Origin of the sequence: Breoghania sp. JC706 (genome assembly GCF_037026715.1) — a bacterium.
Taxonomy (GTDB): Bacteria; Pseudomonadota; Alphaproteobacteria; order Rhizobiales; family Stappiaceae; genus Breoghania.
Window position 1 is genome coordinate 192,199 of sequence record NZ_JBANCG010000008.1, and the last position, 17,965, is coordinate 210,163.

At 65.7% G+C, this 17,965-nt stretch carries 15 protein-coding genes; 7 read left to right on the top strand and 8 right to left on the bottom strand.

The window, feature by feature from the left end:
* Nucleotides 1–210 precede the first annotated feature (210 nt).
* Nucleotides 211–1,167 carry an MBL fold metallo-hydrolase gene (locus tag V2L18_RS17770; protein ID WP_336179640.1) on the bottom strand — a complete coding sequence of 319 codons (957 nt, stop codon included), beginning with the start codon at nt 1,165–1,167 and terminating at the stop codon, nt 211–213.
* A gap of 284 nt (nt 1,168–1,451) precedes the next feature.
* Nucleotides 1,452–2,465: a fumarylacetoacetate hydrolase family protein gene (locus V2L18_RS17775; RefSeq protein WP_336179641.1), complete on the bottom strand. Its 1,014-nt coding sequence runs from the start codon at nt 2,463–2,465 to the stop codon at nt 1,452–1,454.
* 431 nt (nt 2,466–2,896) lie between these two features.
* On the opposite strand from V2L18_RS17775, the gene V2L18_RS17780 reads away from it, so the two are divergent.
* A complete protein-coding gene (locus V2L18_RS17780; RefSeq protein ID WP_336179642.1) occupies nt 2,897–4,225 on the top strand; it encodes a DUF2865 domain-containing protein in 1,329 nt (442 codons plus the stop codon).
* Here the strand turns inward: V2L18_RS17780 and gltX are convergent.
* The 4 genes from gltX to V2L18_RS17800 form a co-directional block, all read right to left on the bottom strand.
* Nucleotides 4,188–5,555, bottom strand: a complete 1,368-nt coding sequence (gene gltX, locus V2L18_RS17785; protein ID WP_336179643.1) for a glutamate--tRNA ligase — start codon at nt 5,553–5,555, stop codon at nt 4,188–4,190. The genes V2L18_RS17780 and gltX overlap by 38 nt on opposite strands.
* A gap of 406 nt (nt 5,556–5,961) precedes the next feature.
* On the bottom strand, nt 5,962–7,632 hold the full coding sequence (locus tag V2L18_RS17790) for an NAD+ synthase (RefSeq protein ID WP_336179644.1): 1,671 nt from the start codon (nt 7,630–7,632) through the stop codon (nt 5,962–5,964).
* Between the two features lie 316 nt (nt 7,633–7,948).
* Entirely contained in the window at nt 7,949–8,500 is a 552-nt protein-coding gene (locus tag V2L18_RS17795; RefSeq protein WP_336179645.1) for a response regulator, read from the bottom strand.
* Between the two features lie 148 nt (nt 8,501–8,648).
* Nucleotides 8,649–9,473, bottom strand: coding sequence for a class III extradiol ring-cleavage dioxygenase (locus V2L18_RS17800; RefSeq protein WP_336179646.1), 825 nt, complete (start codon nt 9,471–9,473; stop codon nt 8,649–8,651).
* A gap of 506 nt (nt 9,474–9,979) precedes the next feature.
* Between V2L18_RS17800 and V2L18_RS17805 the strand changes: the two genes are divergently transcribed.
* From V2L18_RS17805 to V2L18_RS17820, 4 genes are all read left to right on the top strand, one after another.
* Nucleotides 9,980–10,516, top strand: coding sequence for an iron transporter (locus V2L18_RS17805; RefSeq protein WP_336179647.1), 537 nt, complete (start codon nt 9,980–9,982; stop codon nt 10,514–10,516).
* A 76-nt stretch (nt 10,517–10,592) separates the two neighbouring features.
* Nucleotides 10,593–10,967, top strand: coding sequence for a cupredoxin domain-containing protein (locus tag V2L18_RS17810; protein ID WP_336179648.1), 375 nt, complete (start codon nt 10,593–10,595; stop codon nt 10,965–10,967).
* A 36-nt stretch (nt 10,968–11,003) separates the two neighbouring features.
* The gene (locus tag V2L18_RS17815) at nt 11,004–11,858 is read left to right on the top strand and encodes an FTR1 family protein (RefSeq protein WP_336179649.1); all 855 of its coding nucleotides are present in this window, start codon (nt 11,004–11,006) and stop codon (nt 11,856–11,858) included.
* Nucleotides 11,855–13,276, top strand: coding sequence for a 4Fe-4S binding protein (locus V2L18_RS17820; RefSeq protein ID WP_336179650.1), 1,422 nt, complete (start codon nt 11,855–11,857; stop codon nt 13,274–13,276). The genes V2L18_RS17815 and V2L18_RS17820 overlap by 4 nt, the downstream gene beginning before the upstream one ends.
* Before the next feature lie 406 nt (nt 13,277–13,682).
* Here the strand turns inward: V2L18_RS17820 and V2L18_RS17825 are convergent, their stop codons facing one another.
* Nucleotides 13,683–15,065, bottom strand: coding sequence for a 3-deoxy-7-phosphoheptulonate synthase class II (locus V2L18_RS17825; protein WP_336179651.1), 1,383 nt, complete (start codon nt 15,063–15,065; stop codon nt 13,683–13,685).
* A 206-nt stretch (nt 15,066–15,271) separates the two neighbouring features.
* Between V2L18_RS17825 and V2L18_RS17830 the strand changes: the two genes are divergently transcribed.
* Nucleotides 15,272–15,997, top strand: a complete 726-nt coding sequence (locus tag V2L18_RS17830) for a VIT1/CCC1 transporter family protein (RefSeq protein WP_336179652.1) — start codon at nt 15,272–15,274, stop codon at nt 15,995–15,997.
* Between the two features lie 19 nt (nt 15,998–16,016).
* On the opposite strand, the gene V2L18_RS17835 is transcribed toward V2L18_RS17830, so the two are convergent.
* Complete coding sequence (locus V2L18_RS17835; RefSeq protein ID WP_336179653.1) at nt 16,017–16,601, bottom strand: gamma-glutamylcyclotransferase family protein; 585 nt, start codon at nt 16,599–16,601, stop codon at nt 16,017–16,019.
* 127 nt (nt 16,602–16,728) lie between these two features.
* Here V2L18_RS17835 and V2L18_RS17840 point away from each other — a divergent pair, with 127 nt between their 5' ends.
* Nucleotides 16,729–17,904, top strand: coding sequence for an aminotransferase class V-fold PLP-dependent enzyme (locus V2L18_RS17840; protein ID WP_336179654.1), 1,176 nt, complete (start codon nt 16,729–16,731; stop codon nt 17,902–17,904).
* Nucleotides 17,905–17,965: the final 61 nt, after the last annotated feature.

Below are 17,965 nucleotides of genomic sequence, written 5' to 3' on the forward strand. Positions count from 1 at the left end.
GACCGGCAATCCATGCCGTAAAATCTCATCACGACAGGAAGCGGCCGGCACGGGTCATTCTCCCCTCGCTCCGTTCCGACAGATCACGGAATGGATTGCCGGTCGGAGCCGGCAATGACGGGAAAGTTCCGTGGCACACAACGTCATCCTGAGGAGCCCGCGCGAGCGGGCGTCTCGAAGGATGGGCTGCACGTGCCGGGCTCTCGTCCCCTATTCGCCGTCCTGCAACGCCGCCCACATCTCGCGGTCGCGCTCCGCCGTCCAGATCTGCGGATGATCGAGGCCCTTGGCCTCGTCATAGGCGCGCGCGACGTTGAACGGCAGGCAATGCTCGTGGATGGCGAACGAACCGAATTTCGGGTCCATCGCGGTGCGCGCGGCGTCGAACGCCTCCTTCAGGCTGCGGCCCTCCTCAACCGAACCCGAAACGGAGGTGTAGAGCGTCGTCAGGAAATCCCGCGTCAGCGCGATGCCGTCGGCCACCATCTGCGGCGAGGAAAGCGCATCGCCGCGCCCCGGCACCAGCGCCTTCGGCTCGAAGGCAGCAAGCCGGTCGAGCGTCTTCGGCCAATCGGCGAAATGCGCGTCGCCGCAGTAGCAGGCGGAATGGTATTCGACGAGATCGCCGGAGAACATCACGCCCGCATCCGGCACCCACACGACGATGTCGCCCATGGTGTGGCCGCGCCCCAGATGCATGATCTTGACCTCGCGCTTGCCGAGCCAGACGGTCATCGACGAGCCGAAGGTAATGGTCGGCCAGGTGAGACCGGGGATGGACTCCGCGCCCTGGAACAGCCGCGGGAAACGCCCCTGCTCGCTGTCCCAGTCCTGCTGGCCGCGCTCCACGATTAAGCGGTAGGTGAGATCGGAGGAAATGATCTCGCTCGCCCCATAGGCCGAGGCTCCGAGCACCCGCACCGCATGATAATGCGACAGCACCACATGCTTGATCGGCTTGTCGGTAACGGTGCGGATGTGTTCGATGACCTTCTCCGCCATCACGGGGGTGGCCTGCGCGTCGATCACCATCACGCTGTCATCGCCGACGATGATGCCGGTGTTCGGATCGCCCTGGGCAGTGAAGGCGTAGCAGCCGTTCCCGATCTCGGAGAACGAGACGACCTTTTCCTCCATGTCGCCGGCGGAGGCGAATTGCTTGCTCATGGCTTACTCCCAATTGGCCAAATGCGCGTTTGGCGCTTCTGATCGGCCGTTAAATTGTAACCGTCAATGCAGGGTGGTGCCGCACGCGGTGGGATGCGGGACGCGGCGCGGGGCCCATCCTTCGAGACGCCGTCTTGCGACGGCTCCTCAGGATGACGTTGTCGTGTTGATGGTCCCACCAAATCGGCAACAAATTCAACGTCATCCTGAGGAGGCCTGACAAGGCCGTCTCGAAGGATGGGCCACAAGCACCCGACGAACCGGCCCCTGCCCCGCCCCTCACGCTACCCCGCGTACCTCTCCACCACCTGATCAATCGCGCCGAACACCGACACCCCGTCCTCGTCCCTGATCTCGATGCGCACGCGGTCGCCGAAGCTCATGAACGGGGTCTTCGCCTCGCCCTCCACGATCGTTTCCACCATGCGCTGTTCGGCGATGCAGGAATAGCCGACACCGCCTTGCGAAATGGGCTTGCCCGGCCCGCCGTCGAGCTTGTTGGAGATGGTGCCGGAGCCGATGACGCAGCCGGCCCCGAGCGGCCGGGTCTTCGCCGCATGCGCGATCAGGCGCGGCAGGTCGAAGGTCATGTCGATGTCGCAGCGCGCCTTGCCGAAAGGCCTGCCGTTATACTCCACCAGCATCGGCAGCGCGATGGTGCCGCCGGTCCACGCCTCGCCCAGTTCGTCCGGCGTCACCGCCACGGGCGCAAACGAGGAGGACGGTTTGGACTGGAAGAAGCCGAAACCCTTGCCGAGTTCGCCGGGGATGAGGTTTCGAAGCGACACGTCGTTCACCGCCATCAGGAGCTTGATGTGGTGGCCGGCCTGTTCCGGTGCGATGCCCATCGGCACGTCGTCGGTGACGGCGGCAATCTCGGCTTCAAAATCGATGCCCCAGGCCTCGTCGGCGAGCCGGATGGGGTTGCGCGGCGCAATGAAGGCGTCCGAGCCGCCCTGGTACATCAGCGGATTGGTCCAGAAACTCGCCGGCATTTCCGCCCCGCGCGCCTTGCGCACCAGTTCCACGTGGTTGACGTAGGCTGACCCGTCCGCCCACTGGTAGGCCCGCGGCAGCGGCGACAGGCATTGCGTCTCGTCGAAGGGCTCGCCGGGGATCTGGTCGATGTCGAGCCGCATGGAGAGATCGCGCAGGCCCTCTTCCGCCTCCTCCCAGGTGTCGAGCGCCTGCTGCATCGTGCCGGCCACCGTGCCGGCGGGCGTGTAGCGGGAAAGATCCCTGGAGACGACGACAAGTTGACCGTCGCGCGTGCCGTCGCGCAGCGTTGCGAGCTTCATGTATTTCTCCTCACCATGGTCCGGCCCCCTCGCGAAGGAGCCAAGATTGCCAGAGCCTAGACGGTGAAAACGCAACCGTCTCGCCTTCGGTTGCACGACGCGGCAGGAGGACGCGGGGAGAGGCGGGAGAGGAAGAGGAGAAGAGCGATGGAGCGGCTTCGCCGCACTTGTTGCGCTGGGTTCCGGGTCTGGCCATGCGCCTGCGGCGCAGACCGCCCGGAATGAGGGCGTGTGTGGTTGGCTCGAAGCTTCCCACAAACTCCCTCATCCCGGACAAGTGAGGCGAAGCCGAACGCTGATCCGGGATCCAGCGCAAGAAGCGGCGGCGAAGCCGCTCCGTTTCCCTTTTCCTCCCCTCTCCGCTAGATTGCCGCATGTCAGAACCATCGGAAACTTCGGGAAACCGGCCCCATCAGCGCCGGTGAGGGTGCATGCGTCTTCGACCGTCTTCAATGCTGGCCGTTCTCGCCCTCCTCCTTGTTGCGACAAGCAATACGGGCGCGGCTGCGCGCGACGGGCGCTGCTATGGCCTGGAGGACGAACTCGCCCGCCTCTCCTCCATGGCCGACGACCGGCGCGACGGGGCGGAGGTGCGGCAGTGGGACAATGCGCTGCAGGACGCCTCGCGTGAGCTCGACGGACTGGAACGGCGCTACCGGCGCGCCCGCTGCAATGGCGGCGGCTTCCTGTTTTCCTCGCCCGATCCGCGCATCTGCGGCGGCATCGAGCGCGATATCGCCGATGTGCGGGCGCGCATGGCGCAGTTCTCGCGCAATCGCGCCATCGCCATGCGCCGCAGCGGCGGCGGAGACACGGCCCGGCGCATCGCCGCCGTGCGCGCCCAGTTGCAACGCCTCGATTGCAGCGCGCCCGAGTACCGCGCCTCCTCTCGCCCGGAAGATCCGCGCTATCCGCAAGATCCCTCCCGCTACGGCTCCCGGCCGAATCGCAACGGCGTGATCGACGAACGCGGCGCGGGATCGCGCGCGCGGCCGGACGGACTGTTCGGCATGCTGTTCGGCGGCGGCCGTCGCTACGAGCGCGACGACTACCCGCCCGAGGATCGCGGCTACGGTTACGGCGGGGATGGCGGCACCTACCGCACGCTCTGCGTCAGGCGCTGCGACGGCTTCTTCTTTCCGATCTCGTTCTCCACGACCGAGGACCAGTTCGCCCACGATGCCGAACAGTGTCAGTCCATGTGCCCGGGCACCTCGGCCGAGCTGTTCGTCTACCGCAATCCCGGCGAGAACCCGTCCGACATGGTGTCGCTCGACGGAACGCCCTACAAGGACATGGAAAACGCCTTCCGCTATCGCACCGAATACGATGCCGATTGCAGCTGCAAGACGGCGAACATGTCGATCGCCGCATCCGGCAGCGTCTACGACGGCAACATGACGCCGCTGACCGCCAGCGGCTCGGGCACGGCCCTCAACAGTTCGGCCGACGAGCCATGGGATCCCGACCGGCAGTGGCAACCGCTCGATACCGGCAACGGCGAGGAAAGCTGGGACCCGAACGATCCGTGGGACGGCTACCGGGCAGCGGACGACAGGCTCGTCACCGATGTCAGGCCGATTCCCAAGCTTGCCGCCGATGCGGACCCAGACACGGTGCTGAACGCACGCGGCGGCTTTGTTCCGAAGCTTGCCGCGATCGATGCGGGGACTGCGGCGGACGCGCCCGAGGCGGCCGTGAAACCCGCCGAGCCCAGCCGCGTCAGGCGAGTCGGGCCAAAGTATTTCGTCGCCCAATAAGCGGCAGCAGGCGGGCGAGTTCCGGCCCGTGGTCGAGCCCCGTCAGTGCCTTGCGAAGCGGCATGAACAGCCCCTTGCCCTTGCGCCCCGTTGCCGCCTTGACCTCGGCCGTCCAGGCCTTCCAGGTCTCGCCGTCCCAAGGCTCTGGCGGCAGGTGCTTCGCCGCTTCCAAGATGAAATCCCGGTCTTCCGCCTCGATCACCGGCACAACCTCGCTGTCAACGATGCGCCACCATGCCTCGACATCAGCGAATTTTGCCAGGTTGCCCGACACCGCTTCCCAGAAGGCCGGCGCCGTTTCCCCCGGCACGCCGAGCGCTGCGAGACGGTCCGCGACCTTGTCCGCAGGCATGTCGCGCAGCAGGTGCGCGTTCAGGGCGTCGAGATCGGCGGGATCGAAACGGGCGGGCGCGCGCGAGACGTGGGAAAGATCGAACTGCGCCGCCAGCGCGTCGAGATCGGCCATCGGCTCCACGGCATCGGAAGTGCCGATCAGCACGGCAAGGCTCGCCACCGTCATAGGCTCGTAGCCTGCCTCGCGCAGCGCCGCGATGGAGAGCGCGCCGGAGCGCTTGGAGAGCCCCTCGCCGGAGGCGGTCGTCAGCAGGTTGTGATGGCCGAAAACGGGCGGCGTGGCGCCCAGCGCCTTGAAGATCGCGATCTGCACGGCGGTGTTGGCCACGTGATCCTCGCCGCGGATGACATGGGTCATGGCGAAATCGATGTCATCAACGATGGAGGGCAGCGTGTAGAGGTAGGTGCCGTCCTCGCGCAGCAGCACGGGGTCCGACAGCGAGGCGAGATCGACGCTCTGCTCGCCCCGGCACAGATCGTCCCAGGTTATTTCGGCCCGTGTCGTCTCGAACGGATCGGTCTCGAAATTCGGCAGCAGGAAGCGCCAGTGCGGCTTGCGCCCCTCCGCTTCAAGTGCGGCCCTCTCCGCATCGCTGAGCTTCAGCGCGGAACGGTCGTAGACCGGCGGCAGGCCGCGTGCGCGGCGTCGGGCGCGGCGGCGCTCGAGCTCGTCGGGCGTCTCATAGCAGGGATAGAGCAGCCCCGCCTTTTTCAGCCGTTCGGCCGCCTCGTCATAGAGCGCGAAGCGCTTCGACTGGCGCTCGATGCGGTCCGGCACGATGCCGAGCCAGTCGAGATCGCGGATGATGCCTTCGGCATATTCCTCGCGCGAGCGCGCCACATCGGTATCGTCCAGCCGCAGCACGAAGGACCCGCCCCTTTGGCGCGCATAGAGCGCGTTGAACAGCGCCGTGCGCGCGTTGCCGATGTGGATCTGTCCCGTGGGCGAGGGTGCGAAACGGACGGTTGCAGTCATGCTGTTTGCAGCTTGCCTATGTTTGCGGAAATCCTGACAGCGCACCGCATGGGCGCCGTTCGACCGGATACCGGATTTGAAGTCAGCTTCTACTATCGATCGTCGCTGCTGGAAACACGCGGGGCGCGCGGAGGCAAAACATGGCCGGATGAGTATCCCAACTTGGCCGTCCCCTCCTGCAACACTCTCTGCGTGTCATCCCCGCGAAGGCGGGGATCCAGTACTCCCGGAGGGTGGCACCGGCATTCGATAGTCAATTGCAGTGGTTACTGGATCCCCGCCTTCGCGGGGATGACAACTGTTGGATAACGCGCGCACCTAACACGAAAACGTCATCCCGAGAAGCCCTCGACAGAGGGCGTCTCGAAGGATGGATTCCGTTACGATACCCGGCCGGAAACGTCCCCTACCGCTTGTCGCGGAACCGGTTGGTGATCGGATAACGGCGATCGCGGCCGAAGTTGCGGCTCGTCACCTTCACGCCCGGCGGGGCTTGTCGGCGCTTGTATTCGGCGACGTAGAGAAGGTTCTGGATGCGGTTGATCAATTCCGCGTCGTGGCCGCGTTCCTCGATCTGCGATACGCTCATCTCGCGCTCCACCAGACACTCCAGAATGTCGTCGAGCACGTCGTAGGGCGGCAGAGAATCCTGATCCTTCTGGTCGGGGCGAAGTTCCGCCGAGGGCGGCTTGGTGATGATCCGCTCCGGGATCACGACGCCCTCGGGTCCCAGCGCATCCGGCGGCAGATGCCCGTTGCGCCACGCCGCCAGCTTGAAGACCTCGGTCTTGTAGATGTCCTTGATCGGATTGAACCCGCCGTTCATGTCGCCGTAGAGCGTGGCGTAGCCAACCGACATTTCCGACTTGTTGCCGGTCGTCACCAGCATCGGCCCGAACTTGTTGGAGATCGCCATCAGGATCACGCCACGCGTGCGCGCCTGGACGTTTTCCTCCGCGACGTTGGAGGCAAGCCCGTCAAAGAGCGGCTTCAGCACTTCCTCGAAACCGGAAACGGCCGGCTCGATCGGCACCACGTCATAGGCGACTCCCAGCGCCCTGGCGCAGGCCGCTGCGTCCTCGAGGCTCTCGCTCGCCGTGTAGTGATAGGGCAGCATCACGCAACGCACCTTGTCGGCGCCCAGCGCGTCCACCGCCATGGCCGCGCAGATGGCGGAATCGATGCCGCCTGAAAGCCCCAGGATCACGCCCGGAAAGCCGTTTTTGTTGACGTAGTCGCGAAGCCCCATGACGCAAGCGCGCCACTGCGCTTCCGCTCGGCCGGGAAGCTCCGTGCGGGTGCCGTCGACGCATTTCCACGTCTCGTCCTCGCGCTTCCACGTGAACGTCGCAATCTGCTCCTGAAACTGCGGCATCTGGACCGACAGCGTGCGGTCGGCCTCAAGCGCGAAGGAACCGCCGTCGAAAACGAGTTCGTCCTGCCCGCACACCTGGTTGACATAGACGAGCGGCAGGCCGGTCTCCACCACGCGCGCGACCATCACCTGTATGCGCTCGTCCGCCTTGTCGGCCCAGTAGGGCGAGCCGTTGGGCACCAGCAGGATCTCCGCGCCGGTTTCGGCCAGGCACTCGCAGACCTCGTCGTTCCACGTGTCCTCGCAGATCGGCACCCCGATGCGCAGGCCGCGGAAATCGATCGGCCCCGGCAGCGGGCCCGGCACGAACACGCGCTTTTCGTCGAAGGGACCGTAATTGGGCAGATCCACCTTCGCCCGCACTGCCTGCACCTCGCCGTCATCGAGCAGGCAGACCACATTGTGCAGCTTGTCACCGATCAACCACGGCGTGCCGACGAGCATGGCCGGGCCACCGTCGGCGGTCTCCTTCGCCAGATCCTCGACATGCTGGCGACAGGCGCGCACGAAGGCGGGCTTGAGAACCAGATCCTCCGGTGGATATCCGGAGATGAACAGTTCGGAGGTCACGAGCAGATCGGCGCCCTGCCCTGCGGCGGTCGCGCGTGCGGCGCGCAGCTTCCCGGCATTGCCGGATAGATCGCCCAGCGTCGGGTTCAACTGGACAAGGGCAAGGCGCAGCGTATCGGAGATTGCAGTCATGATGGCGGTTCGGCCCAGTCGGCGGAAACGGAATGCTCAACAAGCGAGATAGACGCCCGAGACGGAAAAGGCCATAGGGCGGGCAAGGAAAGCGTGCAAAGGGAGGGAAAATTCGAAAGCGCCGAACGCTCGCCGGGTCCCTTCGGCTTGCACCCCTCTCCCCCTTGCGGGGGAGATGTCGGCAAGGCCGACAGAGGGGGGTGAAGCGGCAGGTTCGGAACAAGCGGCCTATCCCCCTCTGTCACGCGAAGGCGTGACATCTCCCCCGCAAGGGGGAGAGGGGAACAAGCGGTTGGCGTGCGGAAATACGGCAGCCTCAGGCCGCGCGCGAGGTGTCCTGCTCCAGCCGCGCGGCTTCCGCCTCGCGCTCGCGGCGTTGTCGCTCGGCGATCGCCCTGAGCTTTGCTCCGTCGATGCCGGCGGCGCGCGGAAGCGGGCCGAAATAGCCCGGAACGCGGATGAACGGCCGGTCCTCGGTGACGATGCGCTCGATGCGGCGGGCAAGGGCGCCGGGCGTCAGCGGCTTTTCGATGAACTCGTTGACGCCGAGACGCGCGGCCGTCAGCGCGTGGTCGCGGCCGGAAAAGGACGTCAGCATGATGACCGGAAGCATGGCATAGGGCGCCGTCGGGTCGGCGCGCAGCGTACGCATGAAATCCTCGCCGCCCATCGGCCGCATCAGCCAGTCGCAGATGATGATGTCAGGTTCTTCCCAGGCGATCTGTTCGAAAGCCTCGGTGCCGTCCGCCGCCTCGCAGACACGGGCGCTACCGAGTTCGGCCAGCACCGTGCGGATGGCATTGCGCATGAATTCGCTGTCGTCGACGACGAGGAAACTCAATCCGGCGAGATCTATCCCGCAGCGCATGGTGCGCCTCACTCCAACCCATGGTCCGAAATGTTCGGCCATCATCGTGCACGAGCGGCGTTGCGATCGCGTTAATCGGAGGGAGATCGGTATTCCTGCGCAAAAGGCCGCAGGCGGGCCGGCGGAAGCCCGTCCGCCCGCACCGTCGTTATGCCGCCCGTGCGGCCGAACGCGCGCCGAAGGCGAAGGCGTCCATCCTCAGGATGCCGTATTCGGCGGAGGAATGGACAAGCTCGCCGCGCATATCGGTCTCGCCAGCCGCGCCCAGCGCCACCAGAAGCGGCAGATAGTGCTCTTCCGTCGGATGATTCTGCACGCCGTAAGGCGCGCGGCGGCGGTAGTCGACGAGATCGTCGACCGCGCCGGTAACGATCCTGTCACCCACCCAGTCGGCGAATTCCTTCACCCAGCCCGGCTCCGCATCGTCGATGGGGCGCATGCCGCCGGTGGGCGCGCGCAGCTCGTGCAGGTTGTGGGTCAGCGACCCCGACCCGATCACAAGCACGTTCTCGCGTGTCAGCGGTTCCAGCGCGCGGCCGAGCGCCAGGTGATGCGCCGCGCCCATATGCGGCTGCACGGAAACCTGCACCACCGGAATGTCGGCCTTCGGGTACATCAGCGACAGCGGCGCCCAGGTGCCGTGGTCAAAACCGCGGCGGGGTGCGATCTCCGGGGCGAGCCCGGCCTCATCTATTAGACCGGCGACCCGTTCGGCCAGCGCCGGTTCGCCCTTTGCCGGGTAGACGATTTCGTAGAGTTCGCGCGGGAAACCGTACATGTCGTAGATCATGCCCGGCGCCGGATCGGAAACGACCGTGGCCTGCTCCGCCTCGAAGTGGGCGGAGACGGAAACGATCGCATCGGGGCGCGGCATCGACGCTGCGTAGCCCGCCAGGAAATTGCGCGCCGCCGTGTTCTGAAGAACAAGCATCGGCGAACCGTGAGAGACGAATAGCGGATTGATGACAGGCATGACGCCCTCCTTGACTTGCTTCTCCCCGTCTTTGTCAAAGAAATCGCATCGCCTCCCGGGAGGGTCAATGTCGCGCGCGGTGAACGGTGCGTGCACGCTTTTCGCCCCGCACCGGCCTGCCCCGCATCGCGCAAGTCCGATAATTGCGGCCTATAGCGCGATCCGGCCCCAATTTATTTGCTAATTTGAATTAGAACAAACTGCGTAGCAAAATCATGTTGTCCCTGCGTCATTTTCTTAACGGCTGCCTGTTTTCTAATCTGGAGAGGCAAACATTCGGGCTTTTTTGACGTTCCCCCCTTGCATCCGGGCGCATAAACTTGCTTCTTAGTTTCAAGTTAAGGATCGCCGCAGCGCTTCCCCCGCAAGTCGCGCGGAGGTCCGAGACTGGCGGACCGCCCTCCCTCGGCCCGTCCCCGCATGACGGTTGTCAGCCTGCCTGCGCCCTGTCGGGCCGACTGACAGCCGCCACAGAACTCAAGAAGAGCAGCAAGGAATTCAACAAGATGACTCGGACGAGTGTCAGCATTCTCGCCGCCGGACTGATGGCCATGGCGTTCGCCGTTCCCGCGCAGGCGGTCGAATACCCCATCGGCGAGCCCCAGGAAGCCGGCGGTCTCGAGGTCGCGGCGGTCTACCTCCAGCCGATCGTCATGGAGCCGGCGGGCATGATGAACCCGGCTGCCGAGTCCGACATCCACCTCGAAGCCGACATTCACGCGCTGGCCGACAACAAGAACGGCCTGGCCGAGGGCGAGTGGGCCCCGTATCTCAACATCGAGTACACCCTCACCAAGGAAGATAGCGGCGAGACCAAGTCTGGCCCGCTGATGCCGATGGTCGCCAATGACGGCCCGCACTACGGCGACAACGTCAAGCTGATGGGCCCGGGCAAGTACAAGCTCACCTTCAAGGTTTCGGCTCCGGGCAAGGAGTTCGGCCGTCACGTCGACAAGGAGACCGGTGTCGCCCCGTGGTTCGAGCCGTTCACGACGGAATACGAGTTCGTGTTCTCCGGCGTCGGCAAGAAGGGCGGCTACTGAGCCTTTCGCGATACGTCCAACAGGGCCGGCGCTTTCGGGCGCCGGTCCCTCCCAACTCCGCCGGCAGCACACGTTCATGACCCATCCGCTTCGCATATCCGGTTCCGCCATATCCGGCCTTCTCGCCGCAGCCCTTTTCGGCGCAGCGCTCGTCGCTCCCCTGCCCGCAGCGGCCGACGAGATGAAGACCTTCGACATGGAGCTCAAGGATGGCGTGATCACGCCGCAGAAGCTCGAAGTGGAAGCCGGCACGACCTTCAAGATCATCGTGCGCAACACCGGCACGACGGCGGCGGAGTTCGAGAGCCTGCGGCTGCGCAAGGAAAAGGTCGTCGGCCCCGGCGTGACCTCCTTCGTGGTCATCCGCCGGCTTTCGCCCGGCACCTACAAGTTCTACGACGAATTCCACATGGATATGGAGAGCGCCAACGGCGTGATTATCGCCAAGTGACGATGTCAGCAGCCAGATGACGCGGGAAACGCCTCTATGACCACTCAGATCTTGTTCATCGTCTGGCGCGAGAGCGTCGAAGCGCTGCTGGTGATCGGCATCCTCAATGCCTGGATCACCCACAACGCGGCCTATTCCGCCGGCAGGCGCTATCTCTGGGGCGGCGTTCTCGCGGGCCTCGCCGTGGCTGTCGTGCTGGCCTACGGCCTGCTGGAGGCCTCCGCCGTGATGTCGGGCGAAAGCCTCGAATACTTCCAGACGGCGCTGGTGCTCGCCGCCGCCGGGCTGATCGTGCAGATGGTCTTCTGGATGCGCAAGCATGGCCGCCAGCTCAAGCGCGAGCTTCAGCACGGCGTGGAGAGCGCGGCCCAGACGGGGCGCTGGTGGACGGTGACTGTCCTTGCCGCCATTGCCGTCGCGCGCGAGGGCAGCGAGACGGTGGTCTTCCTCTATGGCATGTTCGCCGCCGGTCCCGGCGTCAGCACGACGACGGTGGCGCTGGCCTCGGCGGCCGGCTTCGCGCTGGCGCTTCTCACCTATGCGGTGCTGCAGCTCGGCGGCCGGGTGTTGTCGTGGCGGCTGTTCTTCTCCGTCACCGAGGCGCTGCTGCTGCTGCTTGCCTGCGCGCTCGTGACCACCGGTGTCGGCAATCTCGCCTCGCTCGGGCTCATCCCCTACATGGAGCCGGTCTGGGATACCTCGTTCCTCATCGACGACATGAGCCGGATCGGCGGCATCATCGCCTCGCTCACCGGCTACCGCGCCATGCCCGACCCGGCGACGGTGCTGGTCTGGGTGGTCTACTGGGGCGGTGTGGCCCTGCTGTTCCGCCTGGGCCGCAGCAGAGGCAAGGTCTCGGAGGCAGCACCAGCGACGGCGGCCTCCCAATGAGCACCACCCTCTACACCCAGGATCTGGAAATCGGCGGCCCTGCCCGGACCCGACCACGGCTTGCCGCGGTCGGGCTTTGGCTGCGCCGCCACCAGCGTCTCATCCGCATCGTGCAGTGGTTCATCGTCGCCATCTACGCCACGCTGCTGATCGTGCCCACCCTGCTGCCGCTGCCGCCCCTCGCCGCGCACATTTGGAACAATCTCACGGTCTTCGCGGAGTTCGTGTTCTGGGGCATCTGGTGGCCGGGCGTGCTTCTTTCCATCGTGCTGTTCGGCCGGCTGTGGTGCGGCACCATGTGCCCGGAAGGCGCCTTGTCCGAGCTCGCCAGCCGGCACGGGCGAAAGCGTTCGGTGCCGCGCTGGATCCGCTGGTCGGGCTGGCCCTTCGTCGCCTTCGCGTGCACCACGCTCTACGGCCAGATGATCTCCGTCTACCAGTATCCGCTTCCCGCGCTGCTGATCCTCGGCGGTTCCACGGCGGCCGCCATCGGCATCGGCTACATGTACGGCAACGACAAGCGCGTGTGGTGCCGCTATCTCTGCCCGGTTTCCGGCGTCTTCGGCCTCCTCACCAAGCTCGCGCCCTTCCATTACGCCGTGGATCGCAAGGCGTGGGATGCGAGCGCGCCCGGCAGCCCTTCCCGCGAGCCCTTCAACTGCGCCCCGCTCGTGCCCGTGCGCACCATGGAAAGCTCGTCGGGCTGCCACATGTGTGCGCGCTGCGCCGGTTTCCGCGATGCCGTGCAGCTGGAGGCACGTTCGCCCAATTCCGAGATCGTCGAGGTCTCTAGCCGCACCGCGACCCACTGGGACAGCCTTCTGGTCATCTTCGGCATGCTCGGCATCGCCACCGGCGCCTTCCAGTGGTCGTCGAGCCCCTACTTCGTCACCATCAAGCAGGCACTCGCCACCTGGTTCGTCGAACACGGCATGCTGTGGCCGCTCCAGACCAGCATGCCCTGGTGGGTGCTCACCAACTATCCCGCCCAGAGCGACGTGATGACCGTGCTCGACGGTTCGGTGCTGCTGATCTACGTCTTCGGGCTCGCCATCGCGATTTCCACCATCATCGGCGCGTGCCTTGCGGCCGGGGTGCTCACGACGGGCCGGTGGAGCGCGAAGAGCTTTTACCACCTCTCCCACGCACTCATTCCGCTGGCCGCCTGCGGGCTGATCCTGGGACTGTTCTCCACCACGGTGACGATCATCACTGCCGACGGCTTCTCGCTGTCGTGGCTGTCGGAAATCCGCGCCCTGTCGATCGCGGGAACGTTCCTGTGGTCGGGCTGGCTCGCGGCCCGCATCTTCCATGCGCGCAGCCACTCAGTTGTACGCACCGCGCTTGCCACTGCCCTCTTCGCGGTGGCGATGGCCGCGCCCGTCACGGCGTGGTCGTTCCTGTTCTGGATCTGGTGAACGGCGCATATCCGCCGTTCTCCCCGCCAGCCGGGCTTGCCGGGGTTTTTCAAGGGACCCCGGAGGTTTGAAACCCGGCACGCCAAAAGCGCCTGTCCCCCAGACGCGAAACGGCCCGTCGCTCGAAAGAGCGGCGGGCCGATTTGGTTTGGAAGAAGCGGGTGCCGGTGGCCCATCCTTCGAGACGCCGTCTTCCGACGGCTCCTCAGGATGACGTTGTGCATGTTGATGGATTCATAGAAATAACAACACGATAACGTCATCCTGAGGAGGCCGCAGGCCGTCTCGAAGGATGGGCCGCTTGCTCCGTATCACGAACGCCCCCACGAGCATCCTCCACAAATGAAAACGGCCCGCCATCCGCAAGGACGACGGGCCGTTCAATCATTTCAAACCATTCCGGCCTTTACGAAACCACCGCCACCTCGGCGCTGCGGTCCTCGCGTTCCTTCTTGATGTTCTCCGCCACCAGGAAGGCCAGCTCCAGCGCCTGGTCGGCGTTGAGCCGCGGGTCGCAGTGGGTGTGGTAGCGCGCCGAGAGATCGTCCTCGGAAATCGCGCGCGCACCGCCGGTGCATTCCGTCACGGCCTTGCCGGTCATCTCGATGTGGATGCCGCCGGGGTGCGAACCCTCGGCCCGATGCACGGCGAAGAAGGCTTCCACCTCGCCCAGCACCCGCTCGAAGGGGCGCGTCTTGAAGCCGGTCGCCGCCTTGATCGTGTTGCCGTGCATGGGATCGCACGACCACACCACCTTGCGGCCTTCCCGCTCCACCGCGCGCACCAGCGCCGGCAGATGGTCGTAGACCTTGTCGGCGCCGAAGCGCGCGATCAGCGTCAGCCGGCCGGCCTCGTTGGCGGGGTTCAGGATGTCGATCAGCTTCAGAAGGTTGTCCGGCTCCATCGAGGGGCCGCACTTCAGGCCGATCGGGTTCTTGATGCCGCGGCAGAACTCCACATGCGCATGGTCCGCCTGGCGGGTGCGGTCGCCGATCCAGACCATGTGGCCCGAGGTCGAGTACCAGTCGCCGGAGGTGGAATCGATGCGCGTCAGCGCCTGCTCGTAGCCCAGAAGCAGCGCCTCGTGGCTCGTGAAAAAATCGGTGGAACGCAGCTGCGGGGCGCTGTCGGGATCGACGCCGCAGGCGCGCATGAAGTCGAGCGCCTCGGAAATCCGGTCGGCGATCGTCTGGTAGCGGCTGGCCTGCGGGCTGTCCTTGACGAAGCCCAGCATCCACTGATGCACATGGTCGAGGTTGGCGAAGCCACCTTGCGCGAAGGCGCGGATCAGGTTCAGCGTCGCCGCCGACTGGCGATAGGCCATCTCCATGCGCTGCGGGTCCGGCAGACGGTCGGCCTCGGTGAAATCGATGCCGTTGATGATGTCGCCGCGATAGCTCGGCAGCTCCACATCGCCGATCTTTTCCATCGGCGCGGAGCGCGGCTTGGCGAACTGGCCGGCGATGCGGCCGACCTTCACGACAGGCGAGGCCGCCGCATAGGTGAGCACGACGGCCATCTGCAGAAAGACGCGGAAAAAGTCGCGGATGTTGTCCGCGCGGTGCTCGGCAAAGCTCTCGGCGCAATCGCCGCCCTGCAGCAGAAAGGCCCGGCCTTCCGCCACTTCCGCCAGCTGCTTCTTCAGCTTGCGCGCTTCACCTGCAAAAACCAGCGGCGGGTACGTTGCCAGTTTCGCCTCGACGGCTTCGAGCGCCGAGGCATCGGGATAATCGGGCACCTGCTGAATAGGCCGAGACCTCCAGGTTTCCGGTGTCCACTTCTCCGCCATAACCTTCTCCTGATCCACTAACGGTCGCGGCCTACTCCTCCGCGCCTCCGGGCCCGCGACGTTGCGGAGCCTTTGACGGAACGCACATGCCGATACGGTACCTTTGTCGCTTTTGCGCACGACCCCGGCGGGTTATACACGGCAGGTCTATTCAAGACCACCGCTTATGACGGCGCAACCCGCAAACGGCCAGACAGAGCGACGCGATGCAGCTGGAACACGAACACACGCCGGCCGCCATCGCCCGGCGGCTCGGGCGGGGTCCGAGCGTCAATTACCTGCGCGACTGGGTCTATGGCGGCATCGATGGTGCGGTGACGACGTTCGCCATCGTCGCCGGCGTCGTGGGCGCGGAGCTTTCCGCCTCCATCGTGCTCATTCTCGGGCTTGCAAACCTGCTCGCCGACGGCTTTTCCATGGCGGCCGCCAACTATTCCGGCACCAAGACGGAGGTCGACGACTACAACCGTCTGCACGCCATGGAAGAACGCCATATCGCCCGCGCGCCCGAAGGCGAGCGGGAGGAGATCCGCCAGATCTTCCGCGCCAAGGGCTATTCCGGCGAGGATCTGGAAACGCTGGTCGTGCTGATCACATCGCAGCGCCAGACCTGGATCGAGACCATGCTGTCGGAGGAATTCGGCCTCGCCACGACGCTGCGCTCGCCGCTCAGGGCCGCCGCTTCCACGCTCACCGCCTTCGTGATCTTCGGCTCCGTACCGCTCATGCCCTTCCTGTTCGCAAGCGGCGCCGGTTCGGCGGAGCTGTCGCTCGCCATGACGGCGGTGGTGTTCTTCGCCATCGGCTCGATGAAAAGCCGCTGGTCGACCCAGAGCTGGTACGCATCGGGATTTGAGACGCTGAGCATCGGGCTCGCGGCCGCCGGCATCGCCTGGGTGATCGGCTACGCGCTTCAGGGGTTTGCCGGCTGAGTGCGGCGCGGGACCGATCTCAGATCCAGCGCGCCCCGGCCTCGCGCAGCACGTCGTCGAAAAAACTCAGTGCCTCGTCGTCAGTCCTCACCGCACGCGGATAGAGCGGGGCCTGACGGTCGGCGCGGATCGGCACGTGCCAGCCGCGCGTCGTTTCCACGAAATCGCGCACGCCCGCCTCGCCCCACAGCTTCAGGAACCCGGCCAGCACACAATCCACATAGGATTGCAGGATCGGATGGTCTTCATCGCCCCAGCGGTAATGTTCGGCGCGCGCGGTGTAGACGAAACCCGCCGCTGGCAACGTCGCGTCAGCATCCGACCGGAACGCACCATCGGCAAGGTCGCAGCGTTCGTAGCGCCATTCGCGCTCATCGAGGGCGGCGAGCCCGTCGCGATGCTCGCGCACCATCACGCCGGCGACCTCGGCACCCGGCTCCGGCCGCACGGTCAGGCTGCACACCCCGCCATAGGAGGTTGGCCCGGCGATGCGCCATTCGCGCACCCAGCCGGAAAGCCGACCCGCAACGGCCACGCCGCCCGGCGCCCGCGTGTCGTCATTCACCAGCGAGCCGTAACCGAAATAGAAGATCATGTCGTTCATGGGCAGGCAACATGTCGGGCACGGCAAGCCGATGCAAGAGGCGCGCATCGCGATTGGCTGTCTCTCTTCACCCGGCAGGCAAAACGTCCTAGCCTCCGCCTTCCCGCCCTCTCCCGACGGAGTTCCCGTGCCTCTCGATATCGATCACCTGCGCCGCGAAACCCCGGGCTGCGCCCATGTCCTGCATTTCAACAACGCCGGCTCCGCGCTGCCGCCCGCCCCGGTGCTCGATGCCGTGACAGGCCATCTCAGACGCGAGGCGGAAATCGGCGGCTACGAGGCGGCCGCCGAAGCCGACGCGGCGCTTCGCGTTTTCTATTCAGCCGCGGCCGACCTCGTCGGCGGCAAGCCGCACGAGATCGCCTTCATCGAAAACGCCACACGGGCCTGGGACATGGCCTTCTACGCCATTCCCTTCAAGCCCGGCGACCGGGTGATCACGGCACGTGCCGAATACGTGTCCAACTACGTCGCGCTGTTGCAGATGAAGGCGCGTGCCGGCATCGAGATCGACATCATCGACAACGACGAAACCGGTCAGGTGGATCTGGCCGCGCTGGAAGCCGCGATCACGCCGCGCACGCGGCTGATCTCGCTGACACATGTGCCCACGCAGGGCGGGCTGGTGAACCCGGCGGCGGACGTCGGCGCCATCGCGCGCCGTCACGGCGTTCTCTACCTGCTCGATGCCTGTCAGGCGGTCGGCCAGTTGCAGATCGATGTCGCCAGGATCGGTTGCCATATGCTGTCGGCGACGGGCCGGAAATACCTGCGCGGCCCGCGCGGTACGGGATTCTTGTGGGTTTCGGACGAAGTCGTCGGCGATATGCAGCCGCCCTTCGTCGATCTTCAGGCGAGCGACTGGCTGTCGGAAACGGAATATCGCCTGAAGGCCGACGCGATGCGGTTCGAGACCTGGGAGCGCTTCGTCGCCGGCCAGATCGGGCTTGGCCGGGCGATCCGCTACGCGCTCGCTCTCGGCATGGAGGAAATCGAAGCCCGGGTGAAGATGCTGGCGGAGACGTTGCGGGGGGAGCTTTCGCACATTCCCGGCATCAAGGTCCACGATCTGGGAGCGGAGCGTTGCGGCATCGTGACGTTTTCGAAGGCCGACGAGGAACCGGTGGCGATCCGCCGCCGGCTCCGGGCACGCAACATCAACATCACCCACACGCAGGCCGGCTCCTCGCGTCTCGACCTGCCGGCGCGCGGGTTCGATGCGCTGGCCCGCGCATCGCTCCACTACTACAACACGGAAGAAGAGATCGACCGCTTCTGCCGCGCGGTGGCGGATGGAAGATAGGCGAACCAAAGGAAATTGGACCGACTTCGCCGCGCGCGTCTTCCCTTCCCGTCCCGCCGTC